This is a genomic window from Virgibacillus pantothenticus, assembly GCF_018075365.1.
Taxonomy (GTDB): Bacteria; Bacillota; Bacilli; order Bacillales; family Amphibacillaceae; genus Virgibacillus; species Virgibacillus pantothenticus.
In genome coordinates, this window is sequence record NZ_CP073011.1 from 4,126,169 (window position 1) to 4,143,086 (window position 16,918).

At 37.9% G+C, this 16,918-nt stretch carries 17 protein-coding genes and 1 pseudogene; 4 read left to right on the forward strand and 14 right to left on the reverse strand.

The annotated features are described in order from the left end of the window. Positions 1-143 precede the first annotated feature (143 nt). The 3 genes and pseudogenes from KBP50_RS22840 to KBP50_RS19260 all read right to left on the reverse strand — a co-directional run bounded on the left by KBP50_RS22840 (position 144) and on the right by KBP50_RS19260 (position 2,454). The gene (locus KBP50_RS22840) at positions 144-542 is read right to left on the reverse strand and encodes a group II intron maturase-specific domain-containing protein (RefSeq protein ID WP_425330341.1); all 399 of its coding nucleotides are present in this window, start codon (positions 540-542) and stop codon (positions 144-146) included. Between the two features lie 114 nt (positions 543-656). After that, positions 657-1,318 (reverse strand): annotated as a pseudogene (locus KBP50_RS22845) (reverse transcriptase domain-containing protein); the annotation flags it as partial. A 926-nt stretch (positions 1,319-2,244) separates the two neighbouring features. After that, the gene (locus KBP50_RS19260; RefSeq protein WP_050351070.1) at positions 2,245-2,454 is read right to left on the reverse strand and encodes a 6-phosphogluconolactonase; all 210 of its coding nucleotides are present in this window, start codon (positions 2,452-2,454) and stop codon (positions 2,245-2,247) included. 12 nt (positions 2,455-2,466) lie between these two features. On the opposite strand from KBP50_RS19260, the gene KBP50_RS19265 reads away from it, so the two are divergent. Next, a complete protein-coding gene (locus KBP50_RS19265) occupies positions 2,467-2,778 on the forward strand; it encodes a helix-turn-helix domain-containing protein (RefSeq protein ID WP_082240891.1) in 312 nt (103 codons plus the stop codon). A gap of 583 nt (positions 2,779-3,361) precedes the next feature. On the opposite strand, the gene KBP50_RS19270 is transcribed toward KBP50_RS19265, so the two are convergent. The 9 genes from KBP50_RS19270 to KBP50_RS19310 form a co-directional block, all read right to left on the reverse strand. Further along, complete coding sequence (locus tag KBP50_RS19270) at positions 3,362-4,291, reverse strand: hexose kinase (RefSeq protein ID WP_050351069.1); 930 nt, start codon at positions 4,289-4,291, stop codon at positions 3,362-3,364. A gap of 273 nt (positions 4,292-4,564) precedes the next feature. Further along, positions 4,565-5,422, reverse strand: a complete 858-nt coding sequence (locus tag KBP50_RS19275; protein ID WP_050351068.1) for a tagatose-bisphosphate aldolase subunit GatY — start codon at positions 5,420-5,422, stop codon at positions 4,565-4,567. A gap of 10 nt (positions 5,423-5,432) precedes the next feature. Then, complete coding sequence (gene nagA, locus KBP50_RS19280; protein WP_050351067.1) at positions 5,433-6,587, reverse strand: N-acetylglucosamine-6-phosphate deacetylase; 1,155 nt, start codon at positions 6,585-6,587, stop codon at positions 5,433-5,435. A gap of 53 nt (positions 6,588-6,640) precedes the next feature. After that, positions 6,641-7,057 (reverse strand): PTS sugar transporter subunit IIA, encoded by a 417-nt coding sequence (locus KBP50_RS19285; protein ID WP_050351066.1) that lies wholly within the window; start codon positions 7,055-7,057, stop codon positions 6,641-6,643. Between the two features lie 46 nt (positions 7,058-7,103). Further along, on the reverse strand, positions 7,104-7,925 hold the full coding sequence (locus tag KBP50_RS19290) for a PTS system mannose/fructose/sorbose family transporter subunit IID (RefSeq protein ID WP_050351065.1): 822 nt from the start codon (positions 7,923-7,925) through the stop codon (positions 7,104-7,106). After that, entirely contained in the window at positions 7,915-8,682 is a 768-nt protein-coding gene (gene agaW, locus KBP50_RS19295) for a PTS N-acetylgalactosamine transporter subunit IIC (RefSeq protein WP_050351064.1), read from the reverse strand. Before agaW ends, KBP50_RS19290 begins: the two co-directional genes overlap by 11 nt. Before the next feature lie 19 nt (positions 8,683-8,701). Then, positions 8,702-9,208, reverse strand: a complete 507-nt coding sequence (gene agaV / locus KBP50_RS19300) for a PTS N-acetylgalactosamine transporter subunit IIB (RefSeq protein WP_050351063.1) — start codon at positions 9,206-9,208, stop codon at positions 8,702-8,704. A 236-nt stretch (positions 9,209-9,444) separates the two neighbouring features. Then, positions 9,445-10,614 (reverse strand): SIS domain-containing protein, encoded by a 1,170-nt coding sequence (locus tag KBP50_RS19305; protein ID WP_050351062.1) that lies wholly within the window; start codon positions 10,612-10,614, stop codon positions 9,445-9,447. Between the two features lie 91 nt (positions 10,615-10,705). After that, entirely contained in the window at positions 10,706-11,422 is a 717-nt protein-coding gene (locus KBP50_RS19310; protein ID WP_236691379.1) for a GntR family transcriptional regulator, read from the reverse strand. Positions 11,423-12,212: 790 nt separating this feature from the next. Between KBP50_RS19310 and KBP50_RS22560 the strand changes: the two genes are divergently transcribed. The 3 genes from KBP50_RS22560 to KBP50_RS19320 all read left to right on the forward strand — a co-directional run bounded on the left by KBP50_RS22560 (position 12,213) and on the right by KBP50_RS19320 (position 13,312). Beyond that, complete coding sequence (locus KBP50_RS22560; RefSeq protein WP_269082659.1) at positions 12,213-12,341, forward strand: hypothetical protein; 129 nt, start codon at positions 12,213-12,215, stop codon at positions 12,339-12,341. Positions 12,342-12,403: 62 nt separating this feature from the next. After that, entirely contained in the window at positions 12,404-12,583 is a 180-nt protein-coding gene (locus tag KBP50_RS19315; protein WP_050351061.1) for a cupredoxin domain-containing protein, read from the forward strand. A 318-nt stretch (positions 12,584-12,901) separates the two neighbouring features. After that, complete coding sequence (locus KBP50_RS19320) at positions 12,902-13,312, forward strand: hypothetical protein (RefSeq protein WP_050351060.1); 411 nt, start codon at positions 12,902-12,904, stop codon at positions 13,310-13,312. Between the two features lie 621 nt (positions 13,313-13,933). Here KBP50_RS19320 and KBP50_RS19325 read toward each other — a convergent pair. Then, positions 13,934-15,118, reverse strand: a complete 1,185-nt coding sequence (locus tag KBP50_RS19325) for an ROK family transcriptional regulator (RefSeq protein ID WP_050351059.1) — start codon at positions 15,116-15,118, stop codon at positions 13,934-13,936. Positions 15,119-15,976: 858 nt separating this feature from the next. Further along, positions 15,977-16,915, reverse strand: a complete 939-nt coding sequence (locus KBP50_RS19330) for a DMT family transporter (RefSeq protein WP_050351058.1) — start codon at positions 16,913-16,915, stop codon at positions 15,977-15,979. Positions 16,916-16,918 lie beyond the last annotated feature (3 nt).

The following is a 16,918-nucleotide window of genomic DNA, read 5'->3' on the forward strand; positions in this document are numbered from 1 at the left end:
GAATGTACAACCATTGTTCAACACTTCAGAAAAAAACAAGAGGCTGGGACATAAGCAAATACTAAATAATCGAGTAGAGGGAAAAGCTAAATAACTTTTCGCCCCTCTCACACCACCGTACGTACGGTTCCGTATACGGCGGTTCAATAGTTTGAGTGTACGAACTGGTATTGAAGAGCGATATCTTTATATCCTCTCGACGCCAGTTCTTTATCTGTCAATGAACGATGGAGTACATAGCTACTTGATATAGTCCAGTAACCTTTTCTTGTATTCGACCATTCATAAGCTTTACGTTTATCGATGCCTAAATGAATTAGATTCTTTCTTTTCGTACGTGGATTTTTCCACTGTTTCCAAATATATTGTCTAATTCGTCGCTTCAACCATCCATTTAGATTCTTCATGAATCCTTTCATTTCCCCTATGCCATAGTAATTTATCCACTCTGTCATAAGTTGCTGGATTTCTTTTAGAATCACTTCAAGATTCCGCCCACGATTGCGTTTGGTGATTCGCTTGTGTTTCTCTTGAACGGTCACTTTCGCTTTGTTATGAGGACGAATTTTAACCCCATTCTTCGTGGCTAATAGACAGAAGCCAAGAAACTTCCGTTTCAAAGGGCTTCCAACCGCACTCTTTTCTCGGTTAACGGTTAGACTCAAATCTCTCTCAAGAAAGGTAGTAATGTTATCCATTACTCGATATCCTGCTCTTCTACTTTTCACATAGATATTACAATCATCTGCGTAACGAACGAATCGATGACCACGCTTTTCCAATAGTTGGTCTAGTTCATTTAAATAGATATTACTGAGTAACGGAGATAGGTTTCCGCCTTGCGGCGTTCCTTGTTCTGATTTTTCGAAGATACCGTTAATCATAATTCCACTTAATAAGTATCGTCTTATCAAGTGAAGCACTCGCTTATCAGATATCTGTTTTTCCACGAAGTACATGAGTTTGTCATGATTACCGTATCGAAGTAGGATTTCATATCCAAGTCCACTACATATTTGTACCCTTGTTCGTAGTACGATTTCGCCCGTATGATGGCATGATGCGCACTACGTTTTGGACGAAACCCAAAACTATTATCGGAGAACGTTGGTTCAAATATCGGTTGTAACACTTGGTTGATAGCTTGTTGAAGCATTCGATCGATGACTGTGGGAATCCCCAGTTTCCTCTTTCCACCATCTGGTTTCGGAATTTCAACCCGCAGAACGGGTTGCGGTTTATACTTTCCTTGACGTAACTGGGTTAATAGTTCCTCCTTGTGTTCCTTCAAGTATGGAAGTAGCTGGTCGTACGTCATACCGTCGATCCCTGCTGCTCCCTTATTTCTGACTACTTGAAGGTAAGCTTGATTTAAGTTGTTCCTTGATAGGATTCTTTCAAACAGATTGGATACACCATTTTGATTGTTCTGTTCACCATGAAAAGTACTATGCGCTTCGACATACCCTTCATGTTCCACACTATCTCTCTGCCGATAGCCAGATTCTCCTGTTTTCTGCAGTTGTCGCACCTTCCACACCTCCTAGAGCTTTCAAAATTTCTATTGTTCGGTCCTTCATGTTTCGTCAGTTACCATTACTATGACCTCTGCTGACTTCTTGTGATTCACCAAAACGTCCCCGCTTTGGTTGTGCTGATTCGTTATCATTCAACTCCCACTGCACCCTCACAAGACCTCCCCCGGTAAGAGCGAAAACTTTCCTCCCATGTAACTGTTAGATTTACTGTATAGGTTTCGGGCAGTATTGGACTTTATCTTGTTGCGCAGATTTATCCGACCTAATTCAGCCTTCTATCTAATTTCTGTTCGTCAGTTCAGGAGTTTGCGTCCAGCTTCCTTCAGCCACTACCTCACGATAGCCACCTTGCCTTCCGCTAACAGTTCCTACTGCCAAGCCTGTAGTGGACTTTCACCACCAAGTTTTCGCCCATGCAGGGCGCACAAACAAACCGAACAATTCATTTATAATTGTTCGGTTTGTTTGTGTTAAAAAAAATTCCTATCCTCGCTACGTCAACATATTTCGCTTTCCGCGGGCACGGCCTCAGCTTCCTCGGAAAGCAAAGATCGCTTTCCTGCGGGATCTTCAGCTCGAGCTATTCCCGCAGGAGTCTACATATGTTGACTACGCTAAAAACTTGCGTATATACAAGTACGATTTATTGTTCGTTTTTTAATCAGCTGTTTTAGTTTTGTCCCAGCCTGTTTCAGTTTAAATAATATTATTTTTTCGTCTCTTCATCCAGCAAAGAAGCTGCTTCTTCATCAATAATAACAATTACATTATCCTTATCTCTTAGCGCAGTTGCCGGACAATCTGTAGAAATTTCTCCTTCAAGCAGGTTTTTCACTGCTTCACTTTTACGTTTTCCGGAGACAAGCAGAATAACTTTTTCCGCTTTCAGGATTTCTGTGAATCCCAGAGTTATCATTTCTGTCAGTTAATGGACTATTTGCAAAAAGAGTTTACTAACCCTGATTTGAGTCTAGAAAAACTGGCAGATTATTTCAATTTATCTGTACCCTATACTAGCCGCTTCATTAAAGAACAAACAGGATACACATTTACGCAAATTATTTTGGGGATGAGAATGAAAGAATGCCAACGCCTCTTATTAGATACCTCCATATCTATCAAAGAAATCGTTAAGCGAGTAGGCTATTATGATGTTGCTAATTTCACTAGAGAATTCAAGAAAGAAATTGGCAATACACCGAGCCAATTTCGAAAAAAACAAATTAACTCCGCTCTTTAATTTGTCATAAAGTGAAGGTCTTCAATGAGGGCTTTCATTCATCCCCCGCGGCTTGTTAGTACCGTAATGGTATGACTTAAAGGCGTATCGAAATAGGGCACTCTCACTTAGACTTGTTGCAGTACAGATGATCCAACTCCTGAAGAGGGAGTCTTACAGCACCTCATATACGGGATAAAAATTCTACGAAGTTAAATTAAGTGGTATTCTGGAACAGTAAGGTTAATTGTTAGCTTTATTTTAACGCTCTTCCATACAATAATGATAGAAATCCAAGATAGATTAAATGGCTTTAGCCCCATGAAATGGAGAGCTAAAGCCATTTAAATCATTTTTCACTATTTTAACCATCTACTTGACAGGGGCAATGTATAATAGTTCGCTTGTTTGTATTTTTTTTAAAAAAAAATCTTATCATCGCTATGGCAAAATACTTCACTTTCCGTAGGTATCATCAGCTTCCACGGATAGAAAAGGTCAATTTTTCCTGGGTTTCTTCAGCTTGCATTGCTCCCGCAGGTCTACATATTTTGACTACGATAAAATGGATCACATACTATCATTTTTAAAAAGAAGTAAATTATCAAATTTCCATTACTTCCATCTGTTCCATACACCAAACTATTTTAGAGGTATCAATATAGCCAGTTTGTTCTTCCATAGCGTTTAATACCCCCATCGTCAAACCGAATTTCATTAGTTTCTCCCCACCAAGCTGGCGAGCTAGCCCCGTTGCAAAGCCGGCAATAACAGAATCACCAGAACCAACTGGGTTAACAGCGTTTATTTTCGGAGATTGTACGCGGTATGCCTTGTCCTTATGTTTTACAACTGCACCTAGCTCTCCTAATGTCACAACTACCCATTCAACGCCAGCGAACAATGGAGACTGAACAGCTGCTTTAATATCTTCTATACAAAGGGTTTCTTTTCCGAGTAAATCAGCTAACTCATCTTGATTTGGTTTCATAAGATAAGGTGGTGTCTCACTTTGCAATGCTCGTGCGAGTAAGTCACCCTTTGTATCTAATAAAACTGGTGTACCAACTTCTTTTGCAATGGCTAGCATCTCCTGATAGTAATCATCAGGTAAACCTTTTGGTAAACTTCCGGAAACAGTGATCCAATTCGCTTGTTCGGCTAGCTCCCGAAACGTTGTTAAAAATCCGTTCGCTTCCTTTTCCTGAATCACCGGTCCACTTTCTAAAATCTCCGTCTGTTTTCCGTCATGAATGATAGCAATACAATTTCGGGTATCTCCCTCGATAGCCATAAAATCATTTTGAATATCTAACCGCTTCAGTTCTTTGCTAATAAAATCACCTAAACTTCCGCCTAGTAAGCCAGAAGCAGCAACCGGTTCATCAAGCTGACGGATAACCCTTGCAACATTGAGTCCTTTTCCACCAGCAGTTTTACTCACATCAGCCACTCGATTCACGGTATTTTCTTTAAAATCTGCCACTCGATATTGAATATCTACTGAAGGATTTAACGTAATCGTAAAAATCAAAGGTCTGCTCCTCCTTGTCTGCAATGTGCTCTAATCTGATGTATTCTTACTCCCCCTGAAAATGCTACTTCAATCAGTGGGGGTTATTTCATCCTCCACTGTGATTGAAGTAGAACAAAGGCGCAAGCCCGTTTAGCAACGTAGCGAATGGAACGAATCAATGGAGATAAAGGAATCATGCCACTAAAAACAGGGGTATGCCCGCGCGACTAACCTATCCAATTACATGAATGAGACAAGAGCATGATTCTCTTACCTAATTCATATATACCTCTATGCTTTTCCAGCGCTCATACAAATTTCTATTTTCTCTTTCACTGCAGCTTTCATCTTTTCCTTAGCTGGAGCCATATATTTTCTCGGATCTGTTTCATTCGGGTGCTCGATTAAGTGTTGACGAAGTCCTTCAGAAAATGGAATCTTAAGTTCCGTAGAAATATTTACTTTAGCACAACCTAACGCAATACATTTCTGAACATCGGCTTTTGATATTCCAGAGGCTCCGTGAAGCACAATTGGGATATCCGTTAAGTTTTTTATTTTTTCAAGTCGATCAAAATCAAGAGCAGGCTCTGCTTCATATAAACCATGTCCTGTTCCAATCGCGACAGCCAATGAGTCAACTCCCGTTCTTTCCACAAACTCTACGACGGTATCTGGATCAGTATAAGCTGCATCTTTTGCTTCAACTACTAAATCATCTTCTTGCCCGACCAATTTGCCTAGTTCACCCTCAACCGTTGCTCCATAGGCATGTGCTTTATCCGCTACTTTCTTTGTAATCGCAATATTTTCTTCGAACGTATGGTGCGAGCCATCAATCATGACAGACTTTGTTCCGAGTTCAAGTGATTCAACGATTGATTCATATGTTTCATGATGATCCAAATGCAAAGCGATCGAGATATCGTAATGCTTTGCTGCTACTTCAGCGATAGCTTGCACATACGCTCTACCTGCATACTTCATGGTGCCAGGCGTCGCTGCCAGTATAACAGGTGACCTCATCTCTGCTGCTGTGTCTACAACCGTCTGGATGGTTTCTAGATTATGAATATTAAAAGCTGGTACGGCATAGCCTTCTTTTCTAGCTTTTATAAGCATTTCTTTTGTGTTTTGTACATATCCCATGATACGTCCCTCATTTCCTGTTGTTTAATTGATATTTCACTTCACCATTTACCGCAGTAGCTTGAATGGTGAGTTGTTTGTTCATGACAACATAATCTGCGCATTTTCCTGGTCGTATACTCCCAATGACTTGATCACGCCCTAAGCTTCGAGCTGGGCTTAAACTCGCCAGATGCCATGCTTCCTCCCAAGAACGATGCGTCCACTGACTTACATTTTTAATCGCTTCCTTCAGTACTAATGTGCTTCCAGCTAAGGAGCCTGTTTCCGTCCTTGCAATGCCATCTTGCATCACAACAGGGAACTCACCTAGCTGATAATTTCCATCTGGCATGAGCCCCGCCCGCATACAATCTGTTATTAAAACAACACGATCTCCTTTAGTTCTCCATGTAAAAGCAGCGACATCAGGATGCACATGGTGACCATCGCAAATTAACTCAACAAAAGCATTCGACATTAAAGCTGCTCCAGCCACTCCCGGATTCCGATGATGAAATCCAGACATTCCATTGAATAAATGAACAAATATATTTGCCCCTTCATGAATAGCCTTTTCACAGCAATCATAATCAGCATTGCTATGACCAATGCTTATGTTGACATTAGCGTTCTTTAATGCAGAAATAAATTCCATCGCCCCCACTCTTTCTGGTGCAAGAGCAATTTTTACAATGGTACCATTGGCAAGCTGTTGCCATCTTTCAAATAATTTCAGGTCGGGATCACAGAAGTATTTAGGGTTTTGTGCTCCTTTATATTTTTCTGTGAAAAACGGTCCTTCTAAATAAATCCCTTCCGATTGAGCTCCAGAAAGACCTTCTTCCGTTGCTTCCACAATAGCAGCAATCGATTGCTCCAAGCTTTTCGCAGAAGAGGTTAACGTCGTTGGCAAAAAACGCGTCACGCCCAAAGCTACTAATGCGGCCGAAATTTCCTGAACTGCTTCTGTCGTTCCATCCATGATGTCATAGCCATTGACTCCATGAATATGTGTGTCAAATAAACCCGGAGCAATTGTATAACCACTCCAGTCAACTATTTTTTCCTGAGTAGAAATGGAAGCTTTCCATTCCCCAAAACGTCCATTGTCAATTGCAAGATAACCAGGACCTTCCAGCCTATCTTCTAATAAAAATTGATCTGCTTTTATATAATATTGCATCCCGTACACTTCCTTTAAATTGGATACGAATTGGATAGTTTGACTTTTTATATTTAAATACCATCTGAATTTTCTTCTTTTTCCTTTTTTACTATTTCAAATGGCTTAATATTCATTTTCCCTTCATTCAGTGCATGATTTACAAACTCGTCTAAACTCTGTTCTCTTTGAAATAAACTACTTAGTAACATTGGTGAATTTGTTCCACCAATCACCCTTACATTATCTTTTTTCACCGCAATTTTAGAACTTATATTAAAAGGTGTCCCGCCAGCTAAATCTGCAAAGCAAACGACACCACTTCCAGTATCTACCTGTTCTATTGCTTCTATTAATGCCCTCTCTAATTGTTCTTGGTCTTCTTGAAAGGGGATAGTTTTTAATCCTTCTACATCTCCAGCAATCAAACGAATAGACTCATACATTCCAAATGGGTAAGATCCATGTCCAGTTATTACAATACCAATCATTATTTACACCCTTCCCAACTTTTGAAATTAATCTATTTTTAAATAATTACATTACTCCAAAATACGAACCTAAAAGTCCAACAACAACTGTTAATCCAATTAAAGTGAGGGGGGAACGTCCTTTTTTAAGCAACCAATAAACTAATAGCGTATAAGCTAACGGGAGAAGGGCCGGCATGATTTGGTCTAATATATCTGTTTGAACATTTAATTCAGATTCACCTTGTGTCCAAGTATAATTAATTTTAAAAGAAACATATGTTGCTATTAATCCTCCAACTACTGTTAATCCAACAATAGATGCTGCACGAGAAACATGCTGTGTGCCTTCTTTTAATTTTGCAATAGCTTTAACCCCTGTTTTGTAGCCATAGTTCATTAAACCAAACCTGACACCAAAATGAATGATATTGAACAAGATTAGAAATACAAACGGACCAAAAATATTACCATTTACAGCTAAAGAAGCACCAATACTTGCTGTAATTGGTAGTAATGTAAGATAAAATAACGCATCCCCAATACCGCCCAAAGGCCCCATCGTTGCAACTTTAATTCCACGGATGGCTTCTCTATCTTCCTTTTTTTGTTCCATCGCTAAAATGATACCCATAATAAATGTAACCAGAAAAGGATGCGTATTAAAAAATTCCATATGGTCTTTCATCGATTTACTTAAATCTTTTTTATTTTTGTGAATGGCTTTTAACCCTGGTAAGATAGAATAAAGCCAACCAGCAGCTTGCATACGTTCATAATTAAAAGATGCTTGTAATAATAAGGATCTCCATGCTAACTTTCTCATTTCCTTTGGTTGCAAGTCTTGAGCAGAAGCTGTATCTTCATAATGATAACTACTAGATGCCATCAGCAATCTCCTCCTCTTTAGGCGTAGGACCTTGTTTGTTTTTATTTTGATAAAAATCATATAAGGCTATCGCTAAACCAATTAATGCGATCGCTAAAATCGGTAATTCTAAATATGCCGCAAGTATAAACCCTACGATAAAGAACATAATATACTCCACTTTCATCATAATCCGGAGTAGCATTGCAAAACCTATAGCAGGCATAATCCCACCAGCTATAGATAGACCATCAATAATCCATTGGGGTACGGTTTCAACAAAGGCTGCAGCTTGCTCAGCACCAAAGTATATTGGTAAGAATGCGATAAGGGCATTAAATGAGAATAAAATTGCAATTCCTAAATAATTTATCCTTTCTATCCCTTTCGTATTTGCATCTAAAGCATACTGATCAGCTTTATGCATGACTGGTGCAAATATTGTAAAGAATAATGTGATTAAACCTTGGACCGCAACTGCAAAAGGTATTGCTACACCTACTGCAACTTGTGGATCTTGACCTGCTATAACTCCAAATGCTGTTCCAATAACACCACCAATAACTACGTTTGGAGGTTGAGCCCCTGCAAGCGGAACCATTCCCATCCAAATTAGTTCCAAAGTACCTCCGACGATTAATCCAGTTGTTACATCACCTAAAATCAAACCAACTACTAGACCAGTAACAACAGGACGGTGCATATGAGTTAAACCTACATATAAATCAATTCCAATAATACCAGCCCAAATAGCAATTAAAATTGCTTCCATTACCATATTTAGCTCCTCCTTTAACCTAAATTGGGAATTCTTTAATAAGAGCCCTTATATCCTGTCCTTTTTCATTTGGAACTCCTCTTACATCAAGAGTTACTCCCATGTCAGCTAACTTTTTAAAAGCCTCAATATCTTTATCATCAACAGATACTGTAGAAGAAATTTGTTTCTTACCTTCCTCATAATGCATATTGCCTACGTTTATATGATCTATTGGTACCCCTCCTTGCTTTAAAGCAAGTGCGTCATGAACATCTTTAACAACTAAAAATATCTTTTGTTTTGGAGAAGCTTTATGAATAATATCAATTGTTTTTTGGATAGAAAAATATCTCGCTTGAATAACGTCAGGTAGTACCATATCCATTAAGCTCTGCTGTACTTCATCTTGGGAAACCTTATCATTGGCTACTACTACTAAATTTGCTCCTAAATGATTGACCCAAGTGACTCCTACTTGTCCATGTATTAAACGGTTATCAATTCTTGTTAGTAAAATATTTGGTTTGGTTGTCATTTTTTTCATCCTTTCTATTTGTCTGGAATAGGATTAATAGCCTTGCCATTAGCCCTATTCCACAGTCCACAGCATAAAATTAATCTTTTAATCAATAAATTTTTTCCTTTATCTCTACTGATTGTTAGTAACAAAAGGGGGTGATCTAAAAGTGACCCCTAAATAGAATGAGCTATTACATGCAATTAAAATCTCTATTTATTCCTTCCCAACTTCCACCTTGATGTCAAAAGGTTTTACTCTAGTTATATAGGATAAATCGTTACACCTTGAACCACGCGATTTACTGAACCGTCTGGACTTGGATTATCTGGCGTAATGCCTAACTGAATTGACTTTTTAAGTGCTAAGGTTTGTACAAATAACGCGTATAGTAAAGATAAATAGAAATCGTTACCTAGTAATTGCTTACTGCTGTTAACAACAACTGCCCAGTTTGCATATTTTTTTATTTCTTCATCAGCAGTTTCTGTAAGTACTACTGTTTTGATATCCTTTGGTTCCCCAGACAACTCTTTTAACATATCCATGTCATATTTTCTTGTATAGGCATCCTGAGACATAAACAGTACAACAATCGATTTGTCATTTAATATGGATTTAGGACCATGTCGAAATCCTAATGATGACTCATGAACAGCAACTACTTTACCAGCAGATAGCTCGAGCATTTTTAAAGCGGCTTCATGTGCAAACTGCCCTAATGAACCAGACCCTAAATAAACAATCCGTTCCATATCATGACTTAACACCTCTTCGATTGCGCTCACAAGATCTTCAACCAAGCGTTCCCCATTCGCAATCACAGTTTGTAGCTTCTCATTTGCAGTTGCATCTTTTGAAAAAACTAAATAACAAATGACCATCATGCTCGTAAAGCTGCTTGTCATCGCAAATCCTTGATCATGCGCCTTCTCAGGAGTAAGAATCGTTAGGCTGTTCTCATTATTTTTTGTATTTATTACCAACTTACCTTGTGGGTTACATGTAATATTTACTTGATAAAAATGATCGATGATATCTGTTGCAAGTTTAACCGCAGCTAAACTTTCTGGACTATTTCCTGACCTTGCAAATGACACAAGAATCGTTGGAGTATCCTTAAAGAGATAATTGGTCGGATTAGAAACAATATCTGTAGTTGCAATCGCTTCAAATTGAATATTTCCTTGATCTTGCTTCTGCAATTCGGGAACTAATATGTCACCAGCAAAAGCTGACGTTCCAGCACCAGTTAAAATCACCCGCACCTTCTCGTGCTTGATATATATGGAGTTTAAAAAGTTATAGATTTCCTCCTTTCTTTCCTCAAAAATAGACAATGATTCCTTCCATACTTCCGGTTGCTGATAAATTTCTTGTGCCGTGTGACCTGCCAATCCTTTTTGTAATTCTTGCTTAGATAAATGAAACATTGTTTCTCCTCCTCAATCAATCTGGTTATGTTGTCATTACCAGTTATGTTATGAAAAACTCTATTAAGTTCTATTCTCAATAGAGTTATTTTTATGTCAGTTCTACTGTATAGTCAAATTTATCACCGCGCGCTATACTAACGGTATACTCAATTAACTGATCATGATGATAAGCAAATCGCTTAATTAACATTGCTGGTTGCTGTATTGGGGAATTTAAATAGCTAGCTTCCGTTTCACGCAATTGCGTTGCAGAGAATCTTTCCACTGCCTTTGTAACGTGAACCTGGTAATCCTGTAAAAACACATCATACATAGGCTTTTCTATTAATTTTTCTTTCGTTAAATGTGGAAACAACTTTTTTGGTAAATAAGATGTTTCATACATAAGTGGCTGGTCATCTGCAAGTCGTAAACGAACCACCTCATACACTTCGTCCAGTGGTTCTAAATCCATTTTGTTAGCAAGTCTAGCTTCAATAACAATTTCTTTAAAGGATAAAACCTTCGTCATCGGTGTTTTTCCCATTTTTTTCATTTCTTCTGTAAAACTATAAAGTTTGACTAAGTTTTGTTCAATCGAGGCTGCTGCGACAAAAGTTCCTTTTCCATGCAGTTTGTAAATATACCCTTCTCTTTCTAATTCTTGAAGCGCTTGTCTAACAGTGATTCTACTTAGCTTGTACATATCACAAAGTTCACGTTCAGATGGAAGTTTGTCATGTTCTTCATAGGTTTTATTTTCGATTTTATGAATTATTTTCTCCATAAGCTGTAAATACAAAGGCACTTTACTGTTTTTGTCCAAGTTTATGTCATGCCTCCTTCGCACGTGGTTATAACCAGTTATCGATTTAAGTATAAAATATATTTTATTTTATGTAAAGGGTTTTATAAAAAATATAAAGTGAAGTTTTTTCTCAAGTGAAATAAGATCTCAATAACAAAGAACACAGGTGCCCCTTGAAAAAGAAGATCTTTTCAGCATGCGCAATGCCTTTGACGTGTTTTCCTTATCCTTAAAAAGAGAACGTTTTTGCTACGTACATGTATCTGTGCGCAGTTTCCCTTGTCCGGATTCACCGCTTTCTGGTTAAAGCTTACGTGGTGGGAATGAAGGCACACCTTACAATGGTGAAATCGCTATCTTTTCACATAGCGCGTTGCATACAATTGCTCAACATATTCGCTCCCTGATTTAGAAAAGCGTAAATTCTTTCTCATTCCTTTTTCCCAAGATTTATATATCGTTTTAGAAGGTTTTACATCTTATTCTTGAGCGAACTGTCTAAGCGATTGCAAGGTGAATTGAAGTTTAGATAGATTTCCGGTAATGGCTTTTTCTAAATATGGAATACGTCTTCTCCTCCAATCATTAACTTGCTTAAGAGTAATCTTTTGCATTTTTAAAAATAAATCCAATGGACTTATCTAACCCTTTTCTTGGACTAATTCAGTTACATAATACCTTACGTTTTTAACAACTTATTGTCACTCATGTTACCCCTCTTTGCTTTAAAATGAGATCTTCTGTGCTTACCTAAAGTGAATTTCCAATAAGTGGAGATTTACTGTCGTCATCCACTGGGGATTTTGTTTTGAAAAAACGATGGTTACTTTCCTTGACCATTTTATTGCTTGCAGTCCTAGCTGCATGTGGAAGCGATGGAGCAGAAGAAGCAAAGGGAAATGGTCCAACTCTGTACCAAGCAATGCTACACAATTAGACATATCTGCAACAAAATTTGAGCAAGAGGAATATAATGTAACAGCAGGAGAAAAAGTTACGATGAAGCTATCAAAAGAAGAAGGACAGCACGGAATTAGAATTGATGAACTTGATGTGTCCATACAAGGTGATGGAGAAGTAACATTCACACCTAGTGAACCGGGAGAATATACAATCTACTGCAATATACCATGTGGTGAAGGACACGCTAGTATGAAATCAACTCTTATTGTACAGTAATCTATATCATGCAAAACAAAAACGCTTGTTCAATTACGATACAAGCGTTTTATTGTCTTTAAACGCGTTTTTCATCATCTATTCCCCAATAAATGAGTGTGTATCCAAAATACCGCTCATAAGTAATAATCCACCAGCTAGTTTTTGAACCACACTCTATTTTTCTACTCTTTAATAAAAAAGTTGCTCGTTCCCTTACATGTGAGCAAATAAAAAATAGGCTGTATTTACTCCAATTTCTTGTCCTTTTTGATTCTACAAATTTTATTTGATTATGGTATAATCATATTATATTGCGGAAAGGAGGAATTTAGACAAATGCAAATGGAAGAAAAAATTATTAGCATGCTAGAGCAAATCTCTAAAGACGTGAAAGAGCAAGGAGATAAAATAGGCTCGCTAGAAAAAAGATTTGATTCTCTAGAGCAAAGATTTGATTCTCTGGAAACAAGATTTAATCAGCAAGAGCAAAAACTTGATGAACAGGGGCAGAGAATCACAACTATTGAGCAGAGACTTGATGAGCATAAAGACATTCTTACTGCACTTCGTTCTGGGCAAGAATATTTAAAAGCAGAAATAGACGGAATGCGCGTAGAAAATGCGAAGGAATTTGGCTATGTAAAGAAAGAATTAAGTAACATGCATTTGAACTTTTCTGTACTGCGAGACGATGTGTGGACAAATAAAAAAGAAATATATCAACTAAAAAAAGCTGGCATGGAATAAGCACCACACTCTTCTATATTTTTTTCGAAAAATTCCACTTAGATCTCTGCAAAAAAACTTTTAATAATCCCCATTCCTTTCTTCGCTTAATGCCTCGTTAATTAGTTTTAAATTCAAACTTTATTCCCCTTTTGATGTAATAGTTTTTATCAATGGGGTTTTTTATATCTTCTGTTCTATCACCATTTAAGGATATCGATCTCTTTTTTACACAAATCGTGTAAGTGTGAATTTAAACTATGACTACCAAGGATGTAATCGAGCATGCAACTCTCGCACGGCTTTTCCGCTTTGATACACAGCTTTCTCACTTTGATGCACGACTTTCCAGTTGCGGTGGACAACTTTCTCACTTTAGTCCACAACTATATGAAGAAGCAGCAAGGAGCTCAGACAAATTTTTACCTTCATTTGCAGCTATGTCACTATTTCTCTAAAAAACTTCCGCAAATAAAATGAAGTTTTCATTCATACCCCACTAATATTGGTACCGTAACGGTATGACCTAAAGGCCTCTTATGAAACAGAGCATCTAGGTGCTATATTTCTACTTAGACTTGTAGAATGGATTCTCCAGTTCTTGAAGCTTGAATTTTACAGCACCTTATATACAGGATAAATCTATCCCAATACCGAATCAAATATTTCCACGAATAATAAGGCCACAGCGCCTAATACCGTTGCATCCTTACCAAGCTTGGTTACCGTTACTTCCGTTTTTTTTGCTCTCTCTGTTAGAGCATTATTTTTTATCGTCTTCCGAATGACAGGCAAAAGGAACTCCTCACTATTCATAACTCCTCCACCTAATACGATTTTCTCAGGGTTTACGATATGAATGACATTGGTTAAACCAACACCGATTATAAAACCTGTTTCTTTCAAAACATCTATGTATAGCGAATTTCCTGCTTTTGCTAGTTCGAAAACGCTTTCCCCTGTCAGTTTAAAAGCATTTTCATCTCCTTGTTCAGCTAATTTTTGGTGTGCTCGTTTTGCGATTGCTGAACCTGTAGCAAACGTTTGTAAGCAACCACGATTCCCGCATTCGCAGACATCTCCATTGATATCAATCGTCATATGACCTATCTCACCAGCAATATCTTCTGCCCCATGAAACAGTTTTCCATCCGTTACAATTCCAGCACCCACCCCACGCCCTAAATTAACAGCTACCATACTACCCAATTCTCCATGACCACCAAACCACGCCTCGCCTAAGGCCATCGCTCGAGCGTCATTCTCCACTTTCGTCGTAACATGAAACTCCTTTTCTAATTCTTCTTTAATCGGTACATTAGTTAACTGCAAATTTGGAGCATACAAAGATGTACCTGTTGTCACCTCTACAACCCCATGCATAGCTACACCAATCCCCATCGTATCGTCAATTTGAATCGAAGCGTTTTGTAAAACCTGATAGATACTTTGCTTAATAGCGTCCAAAAAGGAGACGTTAGAGATTGGCGATTCCAATGTAAATGAAACCCGTTCTGTAATTTTACCCCCTAAATCAGCAACAATGGTTTCTACCTTTTCAGGACCCGCATCTACCCCAACAAGATAGAAAGCTGTTTTATTAATCTGCAGCATAGTTGGTCTCCGTCCGCCCATTGATTGTCCACTATCGCTTTCATAAACCATATTCTGCTTTAATAATTCTTTAACAATGCTACTGACTGTCGGCGGAGTCAGTTCCGTCTCCTTGGCAATTTGCGCTCGCGAAATAGGCTCGCACGTTCTAATTTTATTTAAAATGATTGATTTATTCACTGATTTCATCAGCTGAAATGTTCCCCGTTGCATAGCAACCTCCAAAAACTTATTAAATATCAATTAAAAAAATGGTAAGTAAGCGTGATGCTTAGTATGAATGATCCTTTATTTAAATAAAGTGAATCTTCAATCAGTGGGTGTTTTCTTTCATCCCCCACTGATTGTTGCTACCGTAATGGTATGACCCTAATGGTCTCTTACGAAATAGGGTATTTAGGTGCTGTTATCTCCCACTTAGACTTGTAGCAGTACAGATTATCACCTCTTGAAGTGATAGGTCTTACAGCGCCTTATAAACGGGATAAAGTGAAACTTCAATTTATGAGGTTTTTTATCCACACTATTTGTTAGTACTGCATCGGAATAATCTAAAGGTCTCTAACAGGATTAGACATTTGACTTGCAGTTGAATCTTTTACCTTATCCTCCTGATCGGCATCTCTCAAGATAGAAGAAAAGGTCTTACTACAGTTACATGCAGGACAAAGAAAATAGGGAAGCTAAAGTTACAGAATAACGTTGTCATATTTTATCAGACTTTTTATACGTTATTGTACATTATTATACCATTCGATAAAGTGAATCTTCAATCAGTGGTGGTTTTCTTTCATCCCCCACTGATTGTTAGATAAACGAATCGGGCATTTAGGTGCTGTCATCTCCCACTTAGACTTGTTGTAGTATGGATTCGCCAATTCTTGAAGTAGGAGTCTTACAGTACCTTATATGCGGGATAAAAATTTAAAAAGAGAAGACTTGGCAAATACCAAGTCGTCAACAGCCATTTCCATTAATTCATATAAAAACTAAACAAATAACAGAATATTTTTATTGCAGAAATAGGTGCTCTACGTTTGCCGTTTTACTGTTTAAGCACAATTTCTACTATTATGTCAGCTTTTCTTTAGCAGTACCTTTTCCTTTATAATTCACAGCAATGATGCCAACAGCAACTAACCCCAAAGCACCAATAATGTACAGATTCAGCTTCTCGGCTGGTATAAAGATTGCTGATAAAATGGCCCCAGAAACAGGAGTGATAAATTTATACATGCTGATCTCACCTGCTTTATTATATTTTAATATGGAATACCACAAAGCAAATGCAGCTGCAGATAATACTGCAGAGTAAACGAATAAACCAAACCCTAAAGGTGTAAAAATCATCGCATTACTTTCCAATTGTGGGACACCAAAGATTAACATGAGACTAGCTCCAATCGTTAATTGCCAGCCTGTTATAGCAAATGGATGGATGCCAACAGCTAATTCCTTTGCCATTATCGTTCCGATCGCACCCGTTAATGCTGCTAAAATCATATATCCTTCCCCAGTAAATTGGAAGCTAAGCTGTAACTCTTGCCCCCAATTGGCTACAATAATTCCTGCAAAACCAGCTCCTAATCCAACTCCTTTTTTCCAGTTCATCCGATCATTACTATAGAAAAAATGTGCTAATACAACCGTAAAAAACGTACCACTAGAAACCAATATAGCTCCCTGCATACCTGAAACATTCGCTAAACCATTATAAAAAAAGAAATATTGCAATCCTGTTTGAATGATACCAAATATTGTTAAAAATAACATTTGCCGTTTGGTAACAACTAATCGTTTTCGATCTACAAATAAAAGACCAATTAAGATCATTAAACCTGCCAGTAAAAAACGCATCCCCGCAAACACAATTTTCGCAATGGTATCATCTGCTGCCATTTGCAGTTCGGCATAGCTTACTTTCAAGACAGGGAATGCACTTCCCCATAAAATCGAACAAAAAATAGCGATACTCACAACAACCCACTTTTTCTCAAAAACTTGATTCACAAA